The organism is Belliella pelovolcani (genome assembly GCF_900156785.1).
GTDB lineage: Bacteria > Bacteroidota > Bacteroidia > Cytophagales > Cyclobacteriaceae > Belliella > Belliella pelovolcani.
This window is the reverse complement of sequence record NZ_FTOP01000018.1, coordinates 20153-42510: the sequence shown is the minus strand read 5'-3', so window position 1 is coordinate 42510 and position 22358 is coordinate 20153. Positions and strand designations below refer to the sequence as shown.

Here is a 22358-nt window from a genome sequence, read left to right as displayed (position 1 = left end):
CCTATTTCCTTTTTAATTTGCATCAAAAGCCAGCTCTCGAGGAGGAATCGGAATTACATATTTTGGTGAATTAGGTTCTAGTCTATATTCTTCACCCTCCACTATTCTGGTGATTGTTTTTTGAAATCTAGGGTCTTTATTTAATCTTCTTAAATCAGACCATCTTGTTCCTCTAAAGGCAAGCTCTTTTCTTCTTTCTGCTAGCACCAGATTAAGTAGCTCTTCCCTATTATTGATCTGATATGGTTCCCAACCACTTTCATATCTATTGATCAAGAGTTGGTTGAGGTAATTCAGTCCCTCGTTCACAGAGCCTACTCTCGCTTCAGCTTCGGCTGCTATTAAGTAAACTTCATTATATGCTAAGCCTCCAAAATGCCTAAATATCTGCGTATAATTACCAGTGAAGTTCGTGAATCCATTCGGCCTAAGTGTAAAAAACAGCTTGCTCCTGAGGTCATTGGTAGCATAGGAGGCTAATAAAGAAGGTTCTACTTGGCTCGTAAGCACAGCTGTAAAAGTATAATTTATTAGTTCTGCATATAATATAACTTCTGAATTGAAATTTTGAAAAGGTAAAATTCTAACAGGAATCTCATTATAATCCATCAGCATGTGATCTTCTGACAATGTCCTATTTGCATAAGTTAGCGCATTGTCATAATCCTCCATCGATAGGTAAATTCTAGCCAAAAGTGCATTCACTGCATTTTTTACAGGGCGAGTCGGATATTGACTGACTTCCGGAAGTAGTTCAAATGCTTCTTCCAAATCTGAGAAAATTTGATTGTATATTTCTACGCCATTCACATAATTGATGGGCTGATTAATATTAGGGCTTGTCCGCAATACTAGTTTTGCATCTGAACTTTGAAGCTCTGAATAGGTGGGTAAAAATATCTGAGACAATCCATAATATGACAAAGCTCTTAGAAAGAGTGCTGAACCTTTTAAGTCATTGAAAGCTTCTGTTGATAAGCCCTGTATTTTGGGGAGCTCTTCTAAGATTACATTCGCAGTAAATATCGTTTGGTACGGCGAAGACCAGTCGGCAATAAATTCATCAGGACCAAATGGACTAGGGTTCCAAATATACAGCTCTCTTAACCATTGACTTGAATAAACTCTAAGCCCTGCATCATTGGTTATAAATTCATCAGAACATAACACTGAAATTGAAGGAAGCCTGTTCAGTGATTCGGCGTTATCTAATAAAGCACGAAGGGCTTGTTCCGTATTTGGAGTAACGATATCCTTTGTAGGCTTGGCGTCAAGGAAGTCATCACATGAAGTACAAATGATGGCCAATATGTATATGATTATTATTTTTTTCATGATTTTATCTTTGAGTGTGATTGATGATTTTCATTGTGAGATTCTACATCATAGAGAATCAAAATATCAATGTCTATAGCTGGTAATTTGGGTTTATCGGGTTCCATATTTAAGTTCTTGAAGGTTTTAAAAATTGACCCTTACTCCACCTGCGAAGCTTGTCAATGGACGCATATTAGGGAAATCAGGATCTAAGGGGTCTTTGGTTTTCTTCCATATAATACCTAGGTTATTGACATAAGTATAAACTTCCGCACTTCGGAAAGGTAGGTTCCTCTTGCCATCAGTATTGATATTATATGATAATCGGATATCCTGCAATCGGATATGATCTCCTGGCTCTACAAGCGCAGAAGACATTCTGTAAAAGTTCTCTCTTGGAAAGCTAATGTTAGTAGGCTGAGCAGGGATATTTGTGATCATCTCATCGCCAGGTACTTGCCATCTATTTACAAAATCCCCATGTTCTATGACGCCACTCAGCAAGGAGTTATAATTGATGGATTGTCTTCTGTAGAAGTACCCTAGTCTATAGCTGATATTAAAGGAAAGGGAAAAGGCCTTGTAAGAGAAATTATTCCTCAATGCTCCAAAGTGTGTCGGTCGGGCCGAGCCATGAAAAACAATATTTTCGGGTGTAGCTGCTGCCATGATTGCATTGTAATTTGTACTGGGCTCTCCATCTAAAATCCCTCTTGGCTCACCTGTCTGAGGGTCTAAACCTCCCCATTCATAAGAATAAACTGACAACAAGGGTCTTCCCTCTAATGGAACAATAGCACCTGAAGAGCTATTGATATAATTGGCTACAGTTGCCCGCATTTCATAATTGGTCACTTTATCATTGAGGTGACTGTGCATGAAAACTGTGGACCATGAAAAATTAGAAGTTGAGATATTTTTACTTCTCAATTCTAGATCAAAACCTGTAGTTCTTGTATCGGCAAAGTTCCCACTTACGGTAGACCTTCCAGAAGCAGCTGGAAAAGGTATTAAACCAATTAGATCCATTCCATCCTTTCTGTAGGCTTCAAATGATCCTGACAGGATGCCATTTTTGGTTTCGAAATCCAAAGCAAGATTGATAATTTTAATTCTCTCCCATCTTAACTCTGGATTTGGTGGGTTGATTATACTTGCTCTGAGCTCAGCGGGTAAGAGTGGGTTTCCATTGATAAATCGAACTGTGGTAAATGCACTCAAGGATCTATCTATATTTCCATTGTAGCCGTAGGTAGCTCTTAACTTGAGGTAGGGAAGAAAATCCACCTGATAAAATGAATTATTACTTATCAACCAAGCACCACCTACTGACCATAATGGTACTCCTCGCATATTAGTCTCTACACCAAATAAGTTTGATTGGTCTTTTCTTGCACTAAGCGAGAGGATATAGGTGCGATCATATTCATAAGATGCATTGGCATAATAAGAGATAAACCGATCAACCAGACCTCTGTGGGGCACAGTTGCATTTGGGATAGTAGCCCTTGCACCTGGATTTACAAAATTCCTAAAGAGGGTAACATTATCTGTAGGGATACTCTGGGCGACATCATCATCATAGCCATAGAAAACATTGGCGTTGGTTTCTGACTGCCCTTCTTTTATTTCATAACCTCCAATGGCGTTGACATCATGCTTTCCTGCAATTTGCTTATTGTATCTCAATATTGCTCTTGCAGTATTAGAGTAGCTTCTGGCATTACTCAAATTCAAGATTCCTCCAACTGGAATTGGTCTTGTCAGCTGACCATTATCATCCACCTGGGTAAATTGATTGATCAAGTTTCTTGTAGTAAAAAGATCTATTGGGCTATGATTTCTATTTTGAGTTGAATTTGCCCAATATTGGTATTGAAGTTCTGCTGTAAGTCCAGAAAGCAATTGATAGCTTGAGTTCAGATTCAGTCTATAGTCGTTGGAATTGGTTCGAAAGTCCTGTTTCCCGATTTCATTAAGTGGAAAAAACCTCCAATCTAAGAGCCCCAATTCTAATCCAGAATTGAGTAATCTTTCATTGTATACATTTGTGATGCTTTGGGGATTGCCTAATTCATCTGTCAATCTATCATACGCATATCCGCTAGGTGTTTGGGTGGTTGTATTGATTCTTCCATTGGTGAGGTAAAGCCCTGCATCTAGTTTGAGTTTGTCATTCAACAATGCCCAATCGTTTCTCAGATTCAGGGTAAATCTTTCGCTGTTATTACCTTCAATTCCAGAGAAATTTCTGTCATATCCTCCTGCCACTAGAAACTTGTGGTATTCTGTTCCCCCTGATACATTTAAGGAATATTGCTGATTGACAGCGTTGCTATAATAATGTTCTAATAAGTCTCTTCTGAAATCCCTCTCTTTGAATTCATTGATTCTTCTTTCAACTTCATCGGCACTGATTTGACCATTCCTCTGCGCTAGTAAAGTTTCCACCACAGGGGAGAGTCTAGGCTGTCCAGGTGCATTGATATTGTTGTTATAAAAATTTTGACTAAACAAGGTTCTTTCTATTTCGATAAAATCGTCGATCGGCATCTGAGGCCTGTAAAAAAGGTCATTCTCTTCAATCACAGTGGTATTGGCATTAAAAGAAACCCTGACTTTACCTTGAGTAGCTTTTTTTGTAGTGATGACAATCACCCCATTTCCTGCCCTTGCGCCCCAAATGGATGCAGCAGCAGCATCTTTCAAAACAGTAATGGATTCTACATCATTGGGATTGATACTTTCCAAAGGTCCATCATAAGGAAAATTGTCAATTACAATCAAGGGCATGGTATTCGCAAACAGTGTACTTCGCCCTCTGATACTTATGGGATCTTCGGTAGCTCCTACCCTATTGAAAATCAATCCGGGGGTGACATCTTCCAATCTATCTAGGATGTTTGTACTGATTCTTCTGTCTACCAATTCATTGTCTATTTGTACAAAGGATCCTGTAGCTCTTTCCTTAGGTAGCTGTTGGTATCCTGTGGAGATCACCTCGACTCCTTCTAAGTCCATATCATCTTCCTCAAGGGTGATCCTGAGTTCTTCTTCCATGGGGATGGTGACTACTTGATCGTATGACTTGAAACCAATGAAAGTTACCATTAAGCTATACTCACCTGCTGGGAGTCTCATTGAGAATTCACCATCTGCTCCGGAAATCACCCCCATGTTGGTGTCTTTGATCCTAATAGATGCCCCAGGAAGGGTGATCTGATCAACCGCTGAAATCACTTTCCCTTTCAGCAAGAATGTGTCTTGCCCATAAACAGGGATGCATAGGAGCAAGAATAATGTCAATAAGAGTAAAATTTGATTTTTCATAAATGTGCATTTAAGGTTGTGGTTATTATTTGTTTAATGCTTCTTCAATTATTTCTTTCAAGGCTTCGGGATTTCTGGCAAAACTTCCTGATCGCAATATTTTCTGTTCCTTATCCAATAGTAATTGAGATGGGTAGCTATTGATATTATAGAATGTGAGCAGCTCTTTTCCTTGTTCTTGACCTGCAAAAAGGTTAGTTGCATGCTTGGAGGTATATCTTTCAGACTCTAGGCTTTTAAGCCATATTGATTGGTTCCTATCCGAATTGATAGAGACAAAAAGTACGTTGGGGTTATCTTTGAAGTATTCTTCTGCTGGCTTGATGCAGTTTTCGTAGTAATCGATGCATGCTTTACAACCTGTAAACCAAAAATCAATCAGTACTATTTTTCCCTCCCAGTCTGCAGAGGACACATGATCTCCTGTATGATTTGGTAGATTGACCCCAATGAAGTCTGCACCTACTGCTCTACTCTGACTGAGCTGGTTCAAGACTTCGTTTGTCCATGGCAGGGTAGCCCTTTCCATGGCGTAGCTTAAATATTCATTGGGGTTAGAGATGCTTTTAAAGTATTTACCCAAAAATCTGGTTGCCAATATTTCTCTTAATTCTAAGGGATATTGGTCAAAGGACTGAAGGATTGATTTGTAACCAGATCGGTAAAGCACCGATGCTTTTTCTAATAAGAAGTTTTGATATGCGTAAGCATATGTGATCAGGTTTGAGTTGAAATTCAAATTGCCAAGCGTATCAATTTGATTTACAAATGCATCTTTATCCCCTTCGATGTCTATAAGAAATCTGTTTAATGTATTGAGCGGTTTATAAAATGCTTTGCCAATCTGTTCGGCTAAGAACAATTCATATTGGTCTTCTGAAATTGTATTTTTATAGGTTTTCAATATGTCATAGCCTGGAATTACTTTTCCATCCAGATCAATTCTTATTTCATTCAAATACCCTTGCCTATCTTCTTTGGTACCTAAGAATCTGATAAGCTTGTTGATATCGTTATTTTGATTTGCGACTGCTTTTTCATACAACTTCTTGCTATTCTCCTCTTTAGTCATGGATTGAACAGTAGCACCAAACATTACTGGGTTTTGTAATTTGAGGGCCTTTTGGTTTTCTCTAGCCAAATCCAATTGTACTTGATAGGTATCTGAATTTTTGCCAATAAAATAGGATCTGGCATTGTCTCTATCTACTAGTAATTTTACTGTATCGCCTGGGAAAATGTATAAGTCCTTGAGTAGATAGTCGAAGCCAAAGAATGTATGTAATAATGCAGGATTGGAAATCGGTGGTGAGGTATATTGGTAAATTTCAGCCCCTATGTTTCCTGAAAATATGGTCCCCTTCTCTGCTTTCACTTCTGATACTGTAGGAGGTAGTGATTTGAAGCTGGCGTCAATGAAATATTCCCAGAAATAGAATTTCATCACAGAATCTGGCAAGTCTCTGCCTCTCAGTTCTACCATGATGTAAAATGGAGTCGGATTCGAGGAAAGCGAGGTAAAGGAAGATTCTGACGCTTCTTGAGCTGGGGATTGGGCGAAGGCTACTTTTACGAATAATAATAGACTGATGGTAAGAATTTTTTTCACCACAGATGAACACGGGGAGACACTGTTGAAATGTGATTTGGGAAGTTTAATTGGATTCATGGGATTAGGTATTTGGTTACTGGGTTAATAGTTATTTGCTCCGAGGGGTCGGGGTTGCCCCGAGGGGTCGGGGTGGTTGTCGGGATGCGTGGGAAAAGGGGGTTACACGCAGATTTCGCGGATTTCACAGATTTTTTCACCACAGATGAACACAGATGAACACTATTGATTTCAGCCCCGAGGGATCGGGGAGATTTCAGCCCCGAGGGATCGGGGAGATTTCAGCCACGAGGGATCGGGGAGATTTTAGATTGGGGGCTCTCGCGGATTTCGCGGATTTCGCAGATTTTTTTACCACAGATGAACACGGGGGGACACTGTTGAAATGTGATTTGGGAAGTTTAATCGGATTCATGGGATTAGGTATTTGGTTACTGGGTTAATAGTTATTTGCTCCGAGGGGTCGGGGTAGTGGTCTAGTGAAGACCTTCGAGGTTTTTGGAAACCTCAAAGGTCTCATCAAGAAGAAAGGGAGGCCGGCGGGGTTACGGTTGTTTGGGGTTGGTGCCGGCCTGGGGAGTGAACTCCCCCACTCCACCGTCCAGTAGTGTCGTCACCGTGTGTGTATCCGGACTACTTGGGTTTATATTCGTCGTTTAACCTTATGAGGAAAGTAGACGGGGAGGCCCTGGGGATTGTAGATTTCAGCCCCGAGGGATCGGGGAGATTTAAGCCCCGAGGGATCGGGGTGGGATTAGTTATTGGGTTATTAGGTGTTAGAAAGTTGGAAGGTTGGAAGGTTGGGGTCATAGATTGGAAGATTATAAGATTTGAAAATTGGAAGATTGGATTCGTGTTTGAAGGTTTGGAATTTGGTAGGTTTCGTGGGAAAGGAGGTTAAAGGTTTGAAAGTTGGGGGTTAGTGGTTCCCCGAAGGGTCGGGGTTGCCCCGAGGGGTCGGGGTGGTTGATTGAGCCCCGAGGGATCGGGGTGGGATTAGAAAGTTGGAAGGTTGGGGTCATAGATTGGAAGATTATAAGATTTGAAAATTGGAAGATTGGATTCGTGTTTGAAGGTTTGGAATTTGGTAGGTTTCGTGGGAAAGGAGGTTAAAGGTTTGAAAGTTGGGGGTTAGTGGTTCCCCGAAGGGTCGGGGTTGCCCCGAGGGGTCGGGGTGGTTGATTGAGCCCCGAGGGATCGGGGTGGGATTAGAAAGTTGGAAGGTTGGGGTCATAGATTGGAAGATTATAAGATTTGAAAATTGGAAGATTGGATTCGTGTTTGAAGGTTTGGAATTTGGTAGGTTTCGTGGGGGGTTGTTTTTTTGTTATTGGTTGATTGCCCCGAGGGGTCGGGGTGGGATTAGAAAATTGGGTTAATGGTTGATTGAAGTGTGTGCGTTAACCTTTGAGGTCTTTTTTTGACCTCGAAGGTTTTAGAGATTTGAGGAAATTGCCTCGACTTATTGAGTTTCGTGCTTGTCGACATTGAAGTAAAACCCCAGCGCAGTGCGCAGCAATGTGGACCGCTGCCAACCAGTTTAGCATTACTTGTTTTTAGGGTTAGAAATTGAAGACACTGGCTAGGGTTGTGACTTTAAATCTTAGATCTTAGTCCCGATAGCTATCAGGAAGATTTAAGATTTGGCATAGGGGTATCCTTTGATCATCTTGGGGATGATTGAGGCTTTACTTTTCACATTGTTCCTTGGGTTATGGATCCTTTCTTGTAAAAAAAGGGCATAGGTGTATCAGGCTAGAAAAACTTGCGGTTTTTTCAGCTGGTACGGGAACAGGGAAAAGTTCCTGATGGCTAAGAAATAGGTAATGGATCTTTCGGATGGAGCTTCATGCAGGAGCTTAGTGATCAGAAAGATTGCGAGCGCACCCATTAGCGTAGATAGGTTGGAAAAACGAAGTTCATCGGGGGCTCGTCTCGGATAAAGTAGTGTGATAAGGGTAGATACTGAATATATAATCCAAATTCCATCCTTACTATTTTACTATCAAACTGGAGACTTGATGATATTGCGCTGGATTTCTTGTAGAGAAACCATTCTAGAAATAAATTTAATGTTCATAGCTCCTCTTGAAAGTTTGCTTTTACAATAAAATTGACAAATACTTCTCAATAGGCACGTATATAAGAACAACAGTAAGCTGCTGATGCTCATATAACATCTTCCTTTTTCGGTATGTATTTGAACTAATATCATACACAATTTTAAGAACTTTTATTTGAAAAAAAGATTAATTGAAGTAGTTTAGAAGTTGCTTAAAGTAGTTTAAAACTACTTTTTAAAAGCATTTTGTTAAAAGGTTAATTATAACATCTTTTTAGTTTCATAATATCAAAATATTAATTAAATTAGTTTAAATAACGCAATTATCATGGGAGAAAATGAAGATTCTGGATTTACCGTCCTTGAAAACAAAAGTATAGGAAGAAACTTTTCAATGTTCCGCAAATTACGGGACAAGAAAGCTATAGAAGTAGCTGACTATTTAGGACTTAAAGAAGCTGCCTATACAAAATATGAAAGAGGAGAAAGCAAAATCACAATTGACATGATTCAGAGTGTTGCTGAGTTCTTAAATGTGGATCCACTTCAAATTATTTCCTCTCAACCAGGTCATATTATTGAGCATCTGACTAATTCTAATGTTGCATTTGGTGGAGGAAAAGTAAAAGCTAATTATGCTGATAAAAATCAAACTGAAGTAATGATGAAGATGATGGAGACAATGATGCAGATGAATGAAGCGATTAGGAAAATATTAGAAGGTAAGTAATTTAAGTTGTTGAAACCCCAAGATTAGTTTAGAAAGCTCCGATTTCAGGGGCTTTTTTAATATAAATACCCTGTTGGGGGTATTTTTTGTTTGTGGGGGAATGGGTAGGTTTGGTGATAATTAAAAAATATCCGCAACAGTTGCGCAAAGCATGCCATTTGGAACAAATAGCGCAATTATTTTCGGGGATAATCTCTTTGTGCAACATGCTAAAAAGCCAACTCACACTCAAGCACATTTGGTTTTTGCCGACACATAAGCAAACGCAAAAAACCAAAAGAGCTTGCCCCTTCCCACCGCACCCAAACAGGACGATAATTTAAATGCTCATTTAGTGAGATATTAAATGTTTATGTTTACTTTTGAAGACTATAAACAAGTTCAAGAATGAACCGAATAAAAGACGTTTTAGAACAGAAAGGAATTAAACAGAAGTGGTTGGCTGAACAATTAGGCAAGAGTTACAATATGGTAAACTCTTATGCCCAAAACAGACGACAACCAAGTTTAGAGGACTTATACAGGATTGCTGAAATTCTTAGTGTTGAAGTCAAAGAATTATTAATTGAAAGAAAAGCACACTAAAATATGGACGGAACAAGTCTGACACCAGAACAAGAAAAACTCAAAGCATTACGACAGGTATTGCCCGAAGTTTTTAGCGAAGGCAAAGTAGATTGGGAAAAACTAAAAGCTACGCTTGGAGAAGATATAAACTTCTCAAACGAACGATATGTATTGAATTGGGCAGGTAAAAGTGATGCTTTTAAAGTATTACAAATGCCAACGACCAAAACCCTTGTACCAGCTAAAGACGAAAGCGTAAACTTTGACGATACACAAAACATTTTTATTGAAGGCGAAAATTTGGAAGTGCTGAAAGTGCTACAAAAAAGCTATTTCGGAAAGGTGAAAATGATATACATAGACCCACCTTACAACACAGGCAACGACTCTTTTATTTACCCAGACAAGTTTAGCGAAAGCAAAGCCGATTATGAAAAACGTGTAGGCGACAAAGACGAAGATGGCTATATGACCAAAGATGGTATGTTCAAAAAGAACAGCAAAGAAAACGGACAATACCACAGTAATTGGCTAAATATGATGATGCCAAGATTGTATTTAGCTAAAAATTTGCTGCGACAAGATGGAGTTATGTTTGTCCATATTGATAATAATGAAGTTCATAACCTTAGAATGCTATTGAATGAGATTTTTGGAGAAGAAAATTTTATCGAATGTATCAATTGGAATAAGAGAGTTCCAAAAAATGATAAGGGAATCGGTAGCATCCACGAGTATGTTCTAATTTATGTAAAAGACAGTTCTTTAAAACACGAATTTTTAATGGCAAAAGAAGGGCTACAAGAAATTGAAGAACTTCTTTCAAAAATTAAAAAGAAAAAAATGCCTTTAAATGAGGGCGAAGATTTAATCAGAAAACTATATAACAAAAGAGGTTACGATAGAGGGATTACGCTTTACAATTCTCTAAATAGTGAATATAGGCTTTGGGGTAAAATAAATATGAGTTGGCCAAATGCAAATACATTTGGGCCTAGATATGAGGTAAAACACCCAAAAACAGGAAAACCTGTAAAGATTCCAGATAGAGGTTGGCGTTGGAAAGAAGATTCATTTAATGATGCTGCACTAATTGTTGATGGTAAGTTTACAAATGTTTTAGAACTACACGATGGGTCATTTTTATGTGGTAAAATTTGGTTTGACAAAGACGAGAATACACAGCCAAGCTCAATTAACTATTTAGATGAACTCGATAATTTGTTGCTCAGGTCAATAATTTCTTTAAAGAGTGACGGTGGAATTGAAGTTGAAAAACTATTTGAAGGTAAAAGCTATTTTTCATACCCAAAACCAACTTCTTTGGCTAAGCTTTTAATCAAATCTGTCAAGAATGGGCAAGATGATATAATTCTAGATTTTTTTGCGGGTAGCGGAACAACTGCCCACGCTGTTATGGATTTGAACAAAGAAGATGGGGGTAATAGAAAATATATTTGTGTTCAATTACCCGAACTTTTGGAGGAAAACAGTGAGGCTTTAAAAGCAGGATTTAAAAATATTGCTGAAGTCTCAAAAGAAAGAATTAGAAAAGCAGCAAAGGCAATCGAACAAGAATTAGAGGTAGAGAAAGAAAAAAAGAAAAGTCAAATTCAATTTGAAACGAATGTTGATACAGAGATTGATTTAGGTTTCAAATCGTTAGTTCTAAGTGACAGCAACTTCAAGCAATGGCAACAAATTGAAGGCAAAGATGCAAAAGCACTTGCCGAGCAAATGAAACTCTTTGTTGACCCTGTTTCAGAAACTGCCACTATTGAAAATATGGTGTATGAGCTTTTACTAAAAAGCGGAAAAGACTTGAACAGTAAAATTGAAAAGAAAGGCAGTTTTTACAAAATCAACAATACCGAATTGATTTTGCTTTTGGAGAAAGCAACGCAAGAAATCATTGAAACCGTAATTTTCGAAAAGCCTACCAAAGTCATTGCATTAGACAAACTTTTTAAAGGCAACGACCAATTGAAAACAAATACTATACTGCAAATGAAAGATGCAGGAATTGAATTTAAAACAATATAGCTATGCTTCAAAATATAAAAATAGAAGGATTTAAGTCTATCAAAACATTGGATTTGAAACTAAGTCCAATAAACCTATTGATAGGTTCAAATGGGGTTGGTAAGTCCAATTTCATTTCCTTTTTCAAGTTGGTAAACAACATTTACGAACAAAGGCTTCAACAATACTCCTTGAAAAGTGGTGTTGACAATTTACTTTATTATGGACGAAAAAATACTAATGAAATTAAGGGGTATTTGGATTTTGGGAATAATGCATATCAATTTAATTTGTTGCCTACTGATGAAGGTTCTTTATTTATTAGCAGAGAAGATAGTATTTTGAATAATCAATCTCAGTACAGCAAAACTTTTTATGACCAGAATATCAAGGAAAGTAGAATAAAAGAAAAGTACCGCATTAGGGATAATTACTTATCAGAACATCTTGAAAGCTACAAAATTTATCACTTTCATGACACCAGTATTTCAGCTCCACTTCGTTCAATTGCGAACATAAGTGACAACAGAGTTCTGGGAGCAGAAGGAGGGAATTTGCCTGCATTTTTATTCTATTTACAAGAAAAACATCCAAAGCATTTTAAAATAATAGAAATGGTAATTCAATCTGTGTTTCCATTCTTTGACAGATTTGATTTAGCTCCGTTTTTCTTGGATGAAAATAAAATTGAATTGGAATGGTTTGAAAAAGAGCATCCGGAACATCCGTTTTATGCAAGGCATTTTTCTGACGGTACTTTACGGTTTATTGCACTGACTACTTTGTTTTTGCAGCCTAATTTACCTAAAACAATTATTCTGGATGAACCTGAATTAGGTTTACATCCCTTTGCTATAGCCAAATTAGCAGGTATGATAAAAAAAGCTTCTGTTCATTCTCAAATTATCATCGCCACGCAATCAGTAAATCTTGTCAATGAATTTTCAGCTGATGATATCATTGTAGCCAATAGAGCAGATAATCAAACAGTATTTAAAAGACAGTCGGAAGATTCACTAAAGTCTTGGTTAGACGTTTACTCAATTGGTGAATTGTGGGAAAAAAATGTAATAGGAGGTAGATTATGATGAGAGGAATTTACATAATCTGCGAGGGACAAACTGAAGAAGAGTTTGTAAATGGTATTTTGAGACCCTTTTTCAATACTTATCAAATTTATGATGTGCGTCCTATATTAATGACCACAAGTAAAGGCCATAAAGGAGGTGATGTGAAATATGATAGACTTAAATTCAATATTGATAAGTTGTTAAAGAGCGAAACAGATATTTTAGTAACTACGTTTATTGATTTTTTCAGATTAAAAAATGATTTTCCAAAATATGAAGATGCTCAAGCTATTCAGAATAAAATTCATAAAGCTGATTGTTTAGAACTAGCTTTAGCAGATGCAATAAATAACCCTAGATTTATTCCTTACATTCAATTACACGAATTTGAGGGCTTATTGTTTGCTGCAAAAGATGGATTTGAATTTTTGCCAGACTTAAAGCAATCCAACCTAAATAGTTTATTATTGGCAGTTGAGGAAAAAGAAAATCCTGAGGAATTGAATGATGGCGAGTTAACAGCACCCTCTAAAAGATTAGAACAATTAATCCCCGGATTTGACAAAAACAAGCCGTTTTATGGCGGTTTAATCGCAGAAGTGAATACAATAAATCCAGTCCTCGATAGGTGTTTAAGATTTAATAATTGGGTAGAAACCTTAATTGAAAAAGTAAAAAAATGAAATTAACATTCGAATCCAATCTCAACTATCAGCAGGAAGCCATAAAATCCATAACGGATTTGTTCGAAGGGCAACCTTTGGAAGATTCCATTTTGGAGTTTAACCTAAAGGAAGAAGGCACGTTGAATTTGATAAATGGTGTGAGCAACAACCTTATTTTGTCAGAAGAACAAATTCTTACGAATCTGCAAAGCATTCAAGTCAACAACGAAATCAAGGTTTCGGACAGATTGGACGGTATGCACTTTTCTGTAGAAATGGAAACAGGCACAGGAAAAACTTATGTGTACTTGAGAACTATATACGAACTCAATAAATTATATGGTTTTAAAAAGTTTGTAATTGTTGTGCCTTCGGTGGCTATTCGTGAGGGAGTTTTGAAAAACTTGGAAATTACACACGAGCATTTTCAAACACTTTACGACAATGTGTCTGTTAATTTTCAGGTGTACGACAGTACCAAAGTTTCCACCTTGAGAGGTTTTGCAACCACTAACAACATTGAAGTTTTGGTAATCAATATTGATTCATTTGCCAAAGACGAAAACATTATCAATAAACCCAACGATAAGCTGAACGGCCAAAAACCAGTTGAGTTTATTCAGGCTACCCACCCTATTGTAATTGTGGACGAGCCACAAAATATGGAAACCGAAAAGCGTATGGCAGCTATCGAAAACCTGAAAGCACTTTGTACGCTTCGCTATTCGGCAACACACAGAAATCAATACAATCTTACTTACAGTCTAAACCCTGTAAAAGCTTATGATTTGGGTTTGGTAAAACAAATTGAAGTAGATTCTATCATTGAAGAAAATGCCTACAATGATGCCTTTGTTTCGGTAGAATCAATCACAGCAACTAAGACCAAAGTGACCGCCAAAGTTTCCATAAATAGCAACGAAAACGGAGGAGTAAAAAAGAAAACCATAACTGTAAAAGTGGGGGATGATTTATACAAACTATCCAACGAAAGAGAAATCTATGCAGATGGCTACATCATTGAGGAAATAGATGCAGTAAACCAATGTATTTCCATTTCAAACGGAAACTTATTATACAAAGGCGACAGCCAAGGCGGATTGACTGATGAAGTAATGAAGTTTCAAATCCGCAAAACAATAGAGGAACATTTAAAGAAAGAAAAGCGACTTAATAAATTAGGCATAAAAGTTTTGTCCTTGTTTTTCATTGACAAAGTTGCGAATTACCGAAACTATGATTCAACAGGAAATCCTGTAAAAGGAAAATTTGCCGAATGGTTTGAAGAAATTTATCAGGAATATGTTTCAAAGCCAGCCTTTAAGGAATTAGATAAATTTCCAGTTGAGGAAACTCACAACGGTTATTTCTCGCAAGACAGCAAAGGAAAAGTAAAAGACACTTCAGGAGAAACCAAAGCAGATGACGACACTTACAGTTTGATAATGAAAGACAAGGAAAAATTGTTGGGATTGGATAACTCTTTGCGTTTTATTTTTTCACATTCTGCCCTTCGTGAAGGTTGGGACAACCCCAATGTTTTTCAGATTTGTACGTTGAACGAAACCAAATCAGACATTAAAAAACGTCAGGAAATTGGTAGAGGTCTGCGTTTAGCAGTTGACCAAACAGGAAAACGAACCTATGACCAAAATATAAACCGCTTGACGGTTATTGCCAATGAGGCATATGACGATTTTGCAAAGGCACTTCAAAAAGAAATTGAAGACGATTGCGGTGTTTCATTTACAGGCAGAATAAAAAACAAGCAAGCAAGAACGGCAATCAAGTACCGTAAAGGTTTTGAAGCCGACCCGAAATTCTTAGAGATTTGGGAAAAACTGAAAAAGAAAACCACGTACCGAGTTGATTATAAAACAGACGAGCTAATTACTTTGGCTGCAAAAGCCATAAAAGATTTACCGGAAATCAAATCTCCCTCCATTCGTTCCACAAAGATTGGAATTACAATGACGGATGAAGGCGTAGGAACAAATTATGTAGGTGAAAAAGTTGAATCTTATGGCGGTTATTCTTGGAAAATTCCTGATGTTTTGGGCTACATACAAAGCAAAACAGAATTGACTCGTTCCACGATTGAAGAAATTTTGAGTAAGTCAGGAAGAATTGAGGACATAATTATTAATCCGCAATTGTTTTTAGACTTGGCTACAATAGCTATAAAAAGGACTTTGTACGATCTAATGATTGATGGAATAAAGTATCAAAAAATCGGTGGCTCTGAATATGAAATGGCATTATTTGAAGCTCAGGAATTGGAAGTTTATCTAAACGACTTTTCGTTTAAAGTTTCAGACCCTTCAAAAACCATTTATGAAGAATTTGTACCATTGGACTCAGGTGTAGAAAGCAAGTTTGCACAAGACTGTGAAACAAGCGAGCAAATAAAATTCTATTTCAAATTGCCGAATTGGTTTAAAATACCAACGCCAATTGGAAATTACAACCCTGATTGGGCATTGGTATTTGAGGACGACAAGAAAATTTACTTTGTAGCTGAAACCAAAGACACAGGAACGCCACAAGTTGACTTATCAAAACTAAGTGGAGACGAACAAATGAAAATAAAATGTGGGAAAGCTCATTTCAACGAGTTTGACGACTTAGAATATAAAGTAGTAAACAAAGTAGGACAATTAATTGAATAATGGCAAAAACCGAAATACTGACATACGACTACGTAATTGATTATTTGTCAAAGAACAACCGCCCAAAGCATTTGCTTTTAGGTAATGGTTTCAGTATGGCTTATGATTCAGGTATATTTTCATACAACGCTTTAAACAAGTTCATTGAAACAATAGGTAATCCACTTCTTAAAAAGCTTTTCTTTATTGTTGACAACAAGAATTTTGAGCTAGTAATGGAACAGCTAGATAATTTCCTTGAAATAGCAGAAATGTTTGGCACAGACAAAAAGTTGATTAGTCAGATTAAGAATGCAAGTGAAGAACTAAAAAACAGCTTAATTGAAGCTGTAAAGGAACTGCACCCCGAACACGTTTTTACTAAACCGGAAGAAAAGAGTACAGCTTGTTTTTATTGGCTCAATGAATACCTAGAAAAGGGTGGCAATGTTTTCACGACAAACTATGACCTTCTTTTATATTGGGTTTTAATGCGTAACGAATCCAAAAACCACACAGACGGTTTTGGTCGAGATAAAGAAGATGCTGATTACGTGCCATCAAATGAAGCTAACTACTCAGAGTTAAGATGGGGCAAGAATAAAAGTGACCAAAATGTCCACTATTTGCACGGTACATTACCATTTTTTGATGGCGGTATTGACATTATTAAGGAGGAATATACCACCAAACATTACCTTTTAGAAAATATTAAAGAGCGAATGGAAAACAAAGAATACCCAATCTTTGTGACAGCAGGTAATGGTCGTGAAAAGTTAATGAACATAATGCACAACAAATATCTAACATACTGTTACGAAAATCTTTGTGCTATTCAGGGTTCTTTAGTAACCTTTGGATTTAATTTTGGACAATATGACGACCATATAATTGACGCTATTAATAAAGCGACAAAGTTTAGAGAAGATTCTCAAGGTAACTTGACCAAATTATACAGCATTTACATTGGTGTTTATTCTGAAAGTGATGCTGAATATATAGAATCAATAAGGAAAAAATTCAAATGTAAAGTGAATTTATTTGACTCAAAAACAGCTAAAGTATGGGAATGATAATGTCAACGCTCAACAGCCACACACATTACCAAGTCGCACAAGCCAACGTTCAAACCAAAGCTTGGCAAAGAGTGTGTCTGTCTCTACGCACAACGAAACCGACAATTAAACTGACTGAAAAACAAGAATCACGATGCCCTAACAGCGTGTATGTGGCAATAGCGGGTGAAGTGGTAAATCGAAGGTCTGTGCTTCTAAGAAACTTTGTGCTAAACGGACATGAAAGTGCTTCTAATCCGCTACAGCTCTTATACTTGTCCGTTGGGTGCAAGTGTAGAGAACCCCGAAACACTGAACAATAAAATTAAAATATGAGCTATTATCCACCAATATCAATCAAACAAGCGATTGACAAAATTGACTACAACCAATATTTACTTCCGGCTATACAAAGAGAATTTGTATGGAGTGCAGGACAAATTGAATTACTTTTTGACAGCTTAATGAGAAACTACCCAATTGGCTCTTTGCTTATGTGGAAAGTTCAAGGAGAAAACAAAACTGACCATAGATATTATACCGTATTAAAAACATATCGGGAAAAATACAATACTCATTGCCAGGAAGTAAACACCTCTTCTATTCCTGACTTTGAAGCCGTTCTTGATGGACAACAAAGATTAACAGCTTTGTATATAGGATTAAAGGGTTCATATGCTTATAAAAAGAAAAATTTTGCTTGGAAAGACAATGAACACTCTATCCCGACAAGAAAACTTTATCTCTGCCTAACTGAAGATTCTATTGACGAAGATGAGAATGAAGATGGTAGAGTATATGACTTTAGATTTTTGACAAAGGAAGAACTACAAAACTCTGATAAAATATGGTTTGAAGTTGGTCAAATCCTTGCTCTCAATGGAACTTTTGAATTAAATCAATTCCTAAAGAAAAAAGAATGGGATTCAAACGAAAACATAAGTAATACGCTATCCAAACTACTTGATGTTATTCACGTCAAGACTTTAATTAATTACTATTTAGAACTTGAACAAGACTATGATAAAGCCCTGAATATTTTCATTAGAATAAATAGCGGTGGTGAAAAGTTATCATATTCTGACTTGATTATGTCAACCATAATTTCAGGTTGGACTTCTAGGACAGTTTCAGCCCGAGACGAATTTAATAATCTTATAGATGAAATTTGGGACTCAACAGAAATAGTGATAGACAAGGATTTAATAATCCGAGCTTACTTGTTGATTTTTAGCGATGATATCAAGTTCAGAGTTACTAACTTTTCTATAGCCAATGCCAAAGAGTTCAAGGAAAATTGGGATGGAATTAGAGCAGCAATTGTAGAAGCAATCGAACTCATTCGTGATTTCGGATATGCAGAAAGAACTTTAACTTCAAAAAATGCTCTATTACCAATCATTCACTATTTATTTATTAGTAATCGCACAAAACAATTTACCTCAAAAGTTGCATACAAAGAAGATAGAGAACTTATAAAGCGTTGGTTTCATACAGTTTTATTAAAACGCATATTTGGCGGACAAGCTGATACAGTTCTTAAACAAATAAGAGATGTAGTAAAAGACGAAGTGAAAAAAGGTGCTGAATTTTTTCCTGCACAAGCTATTGCCAAAAAGTTATCTAAGACAAGAAAATCAATCACAATGGATGATGAATCTATTGAAAACCTTTTATTCACAACCTATGAAGATAGATACGCCTTTCCTATTCTAGCATTATTATATCCGCATTTGGATTATAAAAATAACGACTTCAACAAAGACCATATTTTCCCAAAAAGCCAGTTTTCTGCCAAGAACTTAAAGAAACAGGGAATTGATTTGACCCAAGAGAGCGGAAATTATTATACAGACAACTGGTGCTTTAACGGAATAGTAAATCTTCAAATGCTTGATAGTAACGAAAACAAGTCAAAGAGCAACAAAACCTTTGAAGATTGGGCAAAGACAACCAAGATAAATTATGAGAAACAGATATTGCCTAAAATAACTGACTTTACACGCTTTATTGAGTTTGTTGATGAAAGATGGGATATGCTAAAATCAAAACTTGAAAAGGAATTAAAGTTCTAAATATGAACGGAGTGACAAGAATACCAGCACCCAACATTTAACCCACTAGCCAAAATCCCTCGAAAAAAGCCCTGATGGGAGAAAAAATCTATCAGGGTCCCAATAGCCATCGGGATACGTGGCTGCTGTGTGGCTGCGGCGTATTGACTGACATCCGCAGGGTGAAGGGTTTGGTAGGTAGAGAAGCTCTTTACTTTTTGTTCCCGTGATGCCACGGGACAGGCATTGACACAAAAAGTAACAACCCCGAGGCATCGGGGCAAGACGGAGATATTCCCGATAGCGATCGGGACAGGCTCTATCAGCGCTTGAGGCCACCGCTGGCCCGGATCTCCGTCATCCTACCCGCATTAGACGAGGCTTGGTAAGTTTTATGGTAATAAATATTCGGTTGAGCTGGGTTTTAGGAAGTAGTTGTTTTGGTTTGTGGTTCTATTTAGGAGGTTTTGGTTTGGGCATGGAATCCTATTTCCATTATTGGGGATTTGATATTCTAGCGTTTCTTGGATCCTACCCTTGATTTTTTGAATCCTGTAAGTGGATCAAGGAGGTGCGGGATTTGGTTTGAGGGGTTTTAGGAAAGAAAGTTGGGGGTGGTTAAAGGAATTGAAAGGGGAATGGGTAAATTGGGTCTGGCTAACGAGGATTGGAATTGAGCTTAAATTGAGGGGTATTGGTTACGTTAGTCAGCATTTAAAATGATACGTGTTGTAAATATGAAATATTACACGTATATTTATCAAAAATAATAATAGTATGAATACCAAATTAACTTTGACAATAGAAAAAGAGGTCATTGAAATTGCAAAAGAATATGCAAAGGAAAAAGGACAAAGTCTTTCGGAGATGGTTGAAAACTACTTCAAGTTTGTGACTGTCAAAAGAATGAAAATAAAGGAAAAACAACTTTCACCAAAAATTAGAAAACTAAGGGGAATCATCAAAACTGATGACAATTTTGACTACAAACAAATTTTAACCGAAGAACTTTCAAAAAAATATGGAGTATAAACTTTTTGTAGATTCGGACGTAGTTATTGACTTTTTTACTGACCGAGAACCTCACGCTAATCCTGCAAGCGAACTTTTTGAACTAAATGAACAAGGAAACGTAAAACTATATTTATCTGCTTTAAGTATCAATAATATTTACTATATCCTGAGGAGGTTTTTAGGACACAAAAAAGCTCTTGAAGTTGTTGAAACATTAACTGAAATGACCGAAATTGTTGGAACAACAAAAAGAGAGATTATTCAAGCCTTAAAGAATAAATTCACAGACTATGAAGATTCTGTTCAATATTCTTCTGCCCTAACGATTAAAGATTTGGATGCAATTATTACTCGGAATATAAAAGATTATAGAAATTCTTCAATTGCAGTTATGACACCATTGAATTTTCTGAAGATGAAGGAAAAAAACGAGAGCTAATCGAGTAGCCCGACCTAAGCCAAACGGCTCAGGTTGAGGCTCTCACACCATTCCCGAAGGCTTTCGGGATACGGGTTTCCCCGAATCAAGTTCGCGGCAGGCTGTACCTTCCCTGCATACTGATCCCTCGCTAAAATCTACCACTGGAATTTTTTTTAACGCTCAGTCCCAGTTCACTGGATTGTAGGTTGCGTCCGCCCGGCAGAACCAGTCGGACAGGATTTGAGGTGGTAGGAAAGCATGGATTCGTACCCTTTTCGTCTCAAGCGTGACAGGGTTATAGTAGTGATCAGAATCGGAGTTAAATTAATGGAGTTAAAAAGTAAATCGATAATTTGGGTCTGACTGACTAATGATGATTGGAAGTCAGCTCAAATTGAGGGGTATTGGTTACGTTAGTCAGAAGTGTAAAAAGACAGAAATAGACAATGAAACAAACGATAAACTACGATAGAAAAATTTTTAGACCGTCAATGAATTCTGAAAATGGAGAAACTTCAGATGAGACAACTTTCCATTACAAACAAGACGGAAGTATATTAACAGCGACCTATTCAGGTGGAAAAATTAAAATTGGACATCTAATAGGTTTAGTAGATGATTTTGGAAATATTGATTTGCGTTATCATCAAATAAACATCAAAAACGAACTGATGACAGGTATTTGCAAATCAAGACCAGAAGTTTTAACAAATGGAAAGTTGAGATTACACGAAACTTGGCAATGGACAAGTGGAGACAATTCAAAAGGCACATCAATCATTGAAGAGATTTAATTTTAAAAACTGAATAAAATGACAAACAAGATTTCTTTGAGACAAGAAACTAAAGACGACTTTAAAAAAGTTTTTGAACTTAACCAAATTGCATTTGGACAAGAAAATGAAGCTAAGTTGGTTGACGCACTAAGAAAAAATCAGACAGCTTTTGTCCCTGAACTTTCAATTGTAGCGACAGACAACAATAAAATAGTTGGGCATATATTGTTTACCAAAATCAACATAAAAGACGACACAGGAAACCTGAAAGAAAGTTTAGGACTTGCACCTATGGCAGTTAGACCTGAACTTCAAAAAAGTGGAATAGGCGGGCAACTAATCAAGAAAGGATTTGAAGTAGCAAAAGAATTAGGTTTCAAATCGGTAATCGTTTTGGGACACGAACACTACTACCCAAGGTTTGGGTTTCAGTCAGCAGACAAATGGAAGATAAAAGCACCTTTTGAAGTTCCGTCAAACGTGTTTATGGCAATTGAATTAGTAACTGATGGCCTTAGAGACATTTCGGGAACAGTAGTTTATCCGAAAGAATTTGAAACTGTATGACAAAAGAAAGAAATCAACGAACCGCTAACCTTTAGCCCACTAGCCAAAAGCCCTCAAAAAAATCCCTGATTGATGCATTCATCTATCAGGGATTTTATAGATAATTATGTTTGTTTTTTTAATGGCATCTATGAATGCATAGCATTTGGTTAGTGGCTGCTGTGTGCGCCTATGGCGTATTGACTGACATCCGCAGGGTGAAGGGCTTGGTAGGTAGAGATGCTTTTTACTTATTTGCTCCCGTGATTCCACGGGACAGGCCCCGATAGTGATCGGGACAGGCTCTATCCACCCGCAAGGCTTGCGCTGGCCTCCCACATGGGAGGAAATCCCGGATCTCCGTCGTCCTACCCGCATCAGACGAGGGATAGTAAGTTTTATGGTGAAAAATACCCTGTTGGGGGTATTTTTTGTTTGTGGGGGAATGGGTAGGTTTGGAGGATCCAAATAA

At 37.3% G+C, this 22358-nt stretch carries 17 protein-coding genes; 14 read left to right on the top strand and 3 right to left on the bottom strand.

Annotation, left to right across the window (positions count from 1 at the left end; genetic code table 11):
* Positions 1-12 precede the first annotated feature (12 nt).
* The 3 genes from BW935_RS15905 to BW935_RS15895 form a co-directional block, all read right to left on the bottom strand.
* Positions 13-1335 (bottom strand): RagB/SusD family nutrient uptake outer membrane protein, encoded by a 1323-nt coding sequence (locus BW935_RS15905; protein ID WP_076502780.1) that lies wholly within the window; start codon positions 1333-1335, stop codon positions 13-15.
* Between the two features lie 126 nt (positions 1336-1461).
* Complete coding sequence (locus BW935_RS15900; protein ID WP_076502779.1) at positions 1462-4647, bottom strand: SusC/RagA family TonB-linked outer membrane protein; 3186 nt, start codon at positions 4645-4647, stop codon at positions 1462-1464.
* A 25-nt stretch (positions 4648-4672) separates the two neighbouring features.
* Positions 4673-6316 carry a TlpA family protein disulfide reductase gene (locus tag BW935_RS15895; protein ID WP_084565974.1) on the bottom strand — a complete coding sequence of 548 codons (1644 nt, stop codon included), beginning with the start codon at positions 6314-6316 and terminating at the stop codon, positions 4673-4675.
* A 604-nt stretch (positions 6317-6920) separates the two neighbouring features.
* On the opposite strand from BW935_RS15895, the gene BW935_RS15885 reads away from it, so the two are divergent.
* From BW935_RS15885 to BW935_RS18795, 14 genes are all read left to right on the top strand, one after another.
* Entirely contained in the window at positions 6921-7157 is a 237-nt protein-coding gene (locus tag BW935_RS15885; RefSeq protein WP_076502776.1) for a hypothetical protein, read from the top strand.
* Positions 7158-8646: 1489 nt separating this feature from the next.
* Entirely contained in the window at positions 8647-9048 is a 402-nt protein-coding gene (locus tag BW935_RS15870; RefSeq protein ID WP_076502773.1) for a helix-turn-helix domain-containing protein, read from the top strand.
* A gap of 387 nt (positions 9049-9435) precedes the next feature.
* On the top strand, positions 9436-9633 hold the full coding sequence (locus tag BW935_RS15865) for a helix-turn-helix domain-containing protein (protein WP_076502772.1): 198 nt from the start codon (positions 9436-9438) through the stop codon (positions 9631-9633).
* Positions 9634-9636: 3 nt separating this feature from the next.
* Positions 9637-11658: a site-specific DNA-methyltransferase gene (locus BW935_RS15860; RefSeq protein WP_076502771.1), complete on the top strand. Its 2022-nt coding sequence runs from the start codon at positions 9637-9639 to the stop codon at positions 11656-11658.
* Positions 11659-11660: 2 nt separating this feature from the next.
* Positions 11661-12725 carry an AAA family ATPase gene (locus tag BW935_RS15855; protein WP_076502770.1) on the top strand — a complete coding sequence of 355 codons (1065 nt, stop codon included), beginning with the start codon at positions 11661-11663 and terminating at the stop codon, positions 12723-12725.
* The gene (locus BW935_RS15850) at positions 12722-13390 is read left to right on the top strand and encodes a DUF4276 family protein (RefSeq protein ID WP_084565973.1); all 669 of its coding nucleotides are present in this window, start codon (positions 12722-12724) and stop codon (positions 13388-13390) included. The genes BW935_RS15855 and BW935_RS15850 overlap by 4 nt, the downstream gene beginning before the upstream one ends.
* On the top strand, positions 13387-16041 hold the full coding sequence (locus tag BW935_RS15845) for a restriction endonuclease (RefSeq protein WP_076502769.1): 2655 nt from the start codon (positions 13387-13389) through the stop codon (positions 16039-16041). The genes BW935_RS15850 and BW935_RS15845 overlap by 4 nt, the downstream gene beginning before the upstream one ends.
* A complete protein-coding gene (locus tag BW935_RS15840) occupies positions 16041-17093 on the top strand; it encodes a DUF4917 family protein (protein WP_076502768.1) in 1053 nt (350 codons plus the stop codon). Before BW935_RS15845 ends, BW935_RS15840 begins: the two co-directional genes overlap by 1 nt.
* A 314-nt stretch (positions 17094-17407) precedes the next feature.
* Entirely contained in the window at positions 17408-19150 is a 1743-nt protein-coding gene (locus BW935_RS15835) for a DUF262 domain-containing protein (RefSeq protein ID WP_076502767.1), read from the top strand.
* 774 nt (positions 19151-19924) lie between these two features.
* Positions 19925-20161: a DUF6364 family protein gene (locus tag BW935_RS15830; RefSeq protein WP_245802723.1), complete on the top strand. Its 237-nt coding sequence runs from the start codon at positions 19925-19927 to the stop codon at positions 20159-20161.
* Positions 20151-20582: a type II toxin-antitoxin system VapC family toxin gene (locus BW935_RS15825; protein WP_076502765.1), complete on the top strand. Its 432-nt coding sequence runs from the start codon at positions 20151-20153 to the stop codon at positions 20580-20582. Before BW935_RS15830 ends, BW935_RS15825 begins: the two co-directional genes overlap by 11 nt.
* 428 nt (positions 20583-21010) lie before the next feature.
* Complete coding sequence (locus BW935_RS15820; RefSeq protein WP_076502764.1) at positions 21011-21358, top strand: avidin-fold protein; 348 nt, start codon at positions 21011-21013, stop codon at positions 21356-21358.
* A gap of 18 nt (positions 21359-21376) precedes the next feature.
* Positions 21377-21907, top strand: coding sequence for a GNAT family N-acetyltransferase (locus BW935_RS15815; RefSeq protein ID WP_076502763.1), 531 nt, complete (start codon positions 21377-21379; stop codon positions 21905-21907).
* A 134-nt stretch (positions 21908-22041) separates the two neighbouring features.
* Complete coding sequence (locus BW935_RS18795; RefSeq protein WP_262484373.1) at positions 22042-22176, top strand: hypothetical protein; 135 nt, start codon at positions 22042-22044, stop codon at positions 22174-22176.
* Positions 22177-22358: the final 182 nt, after the last annotated feature.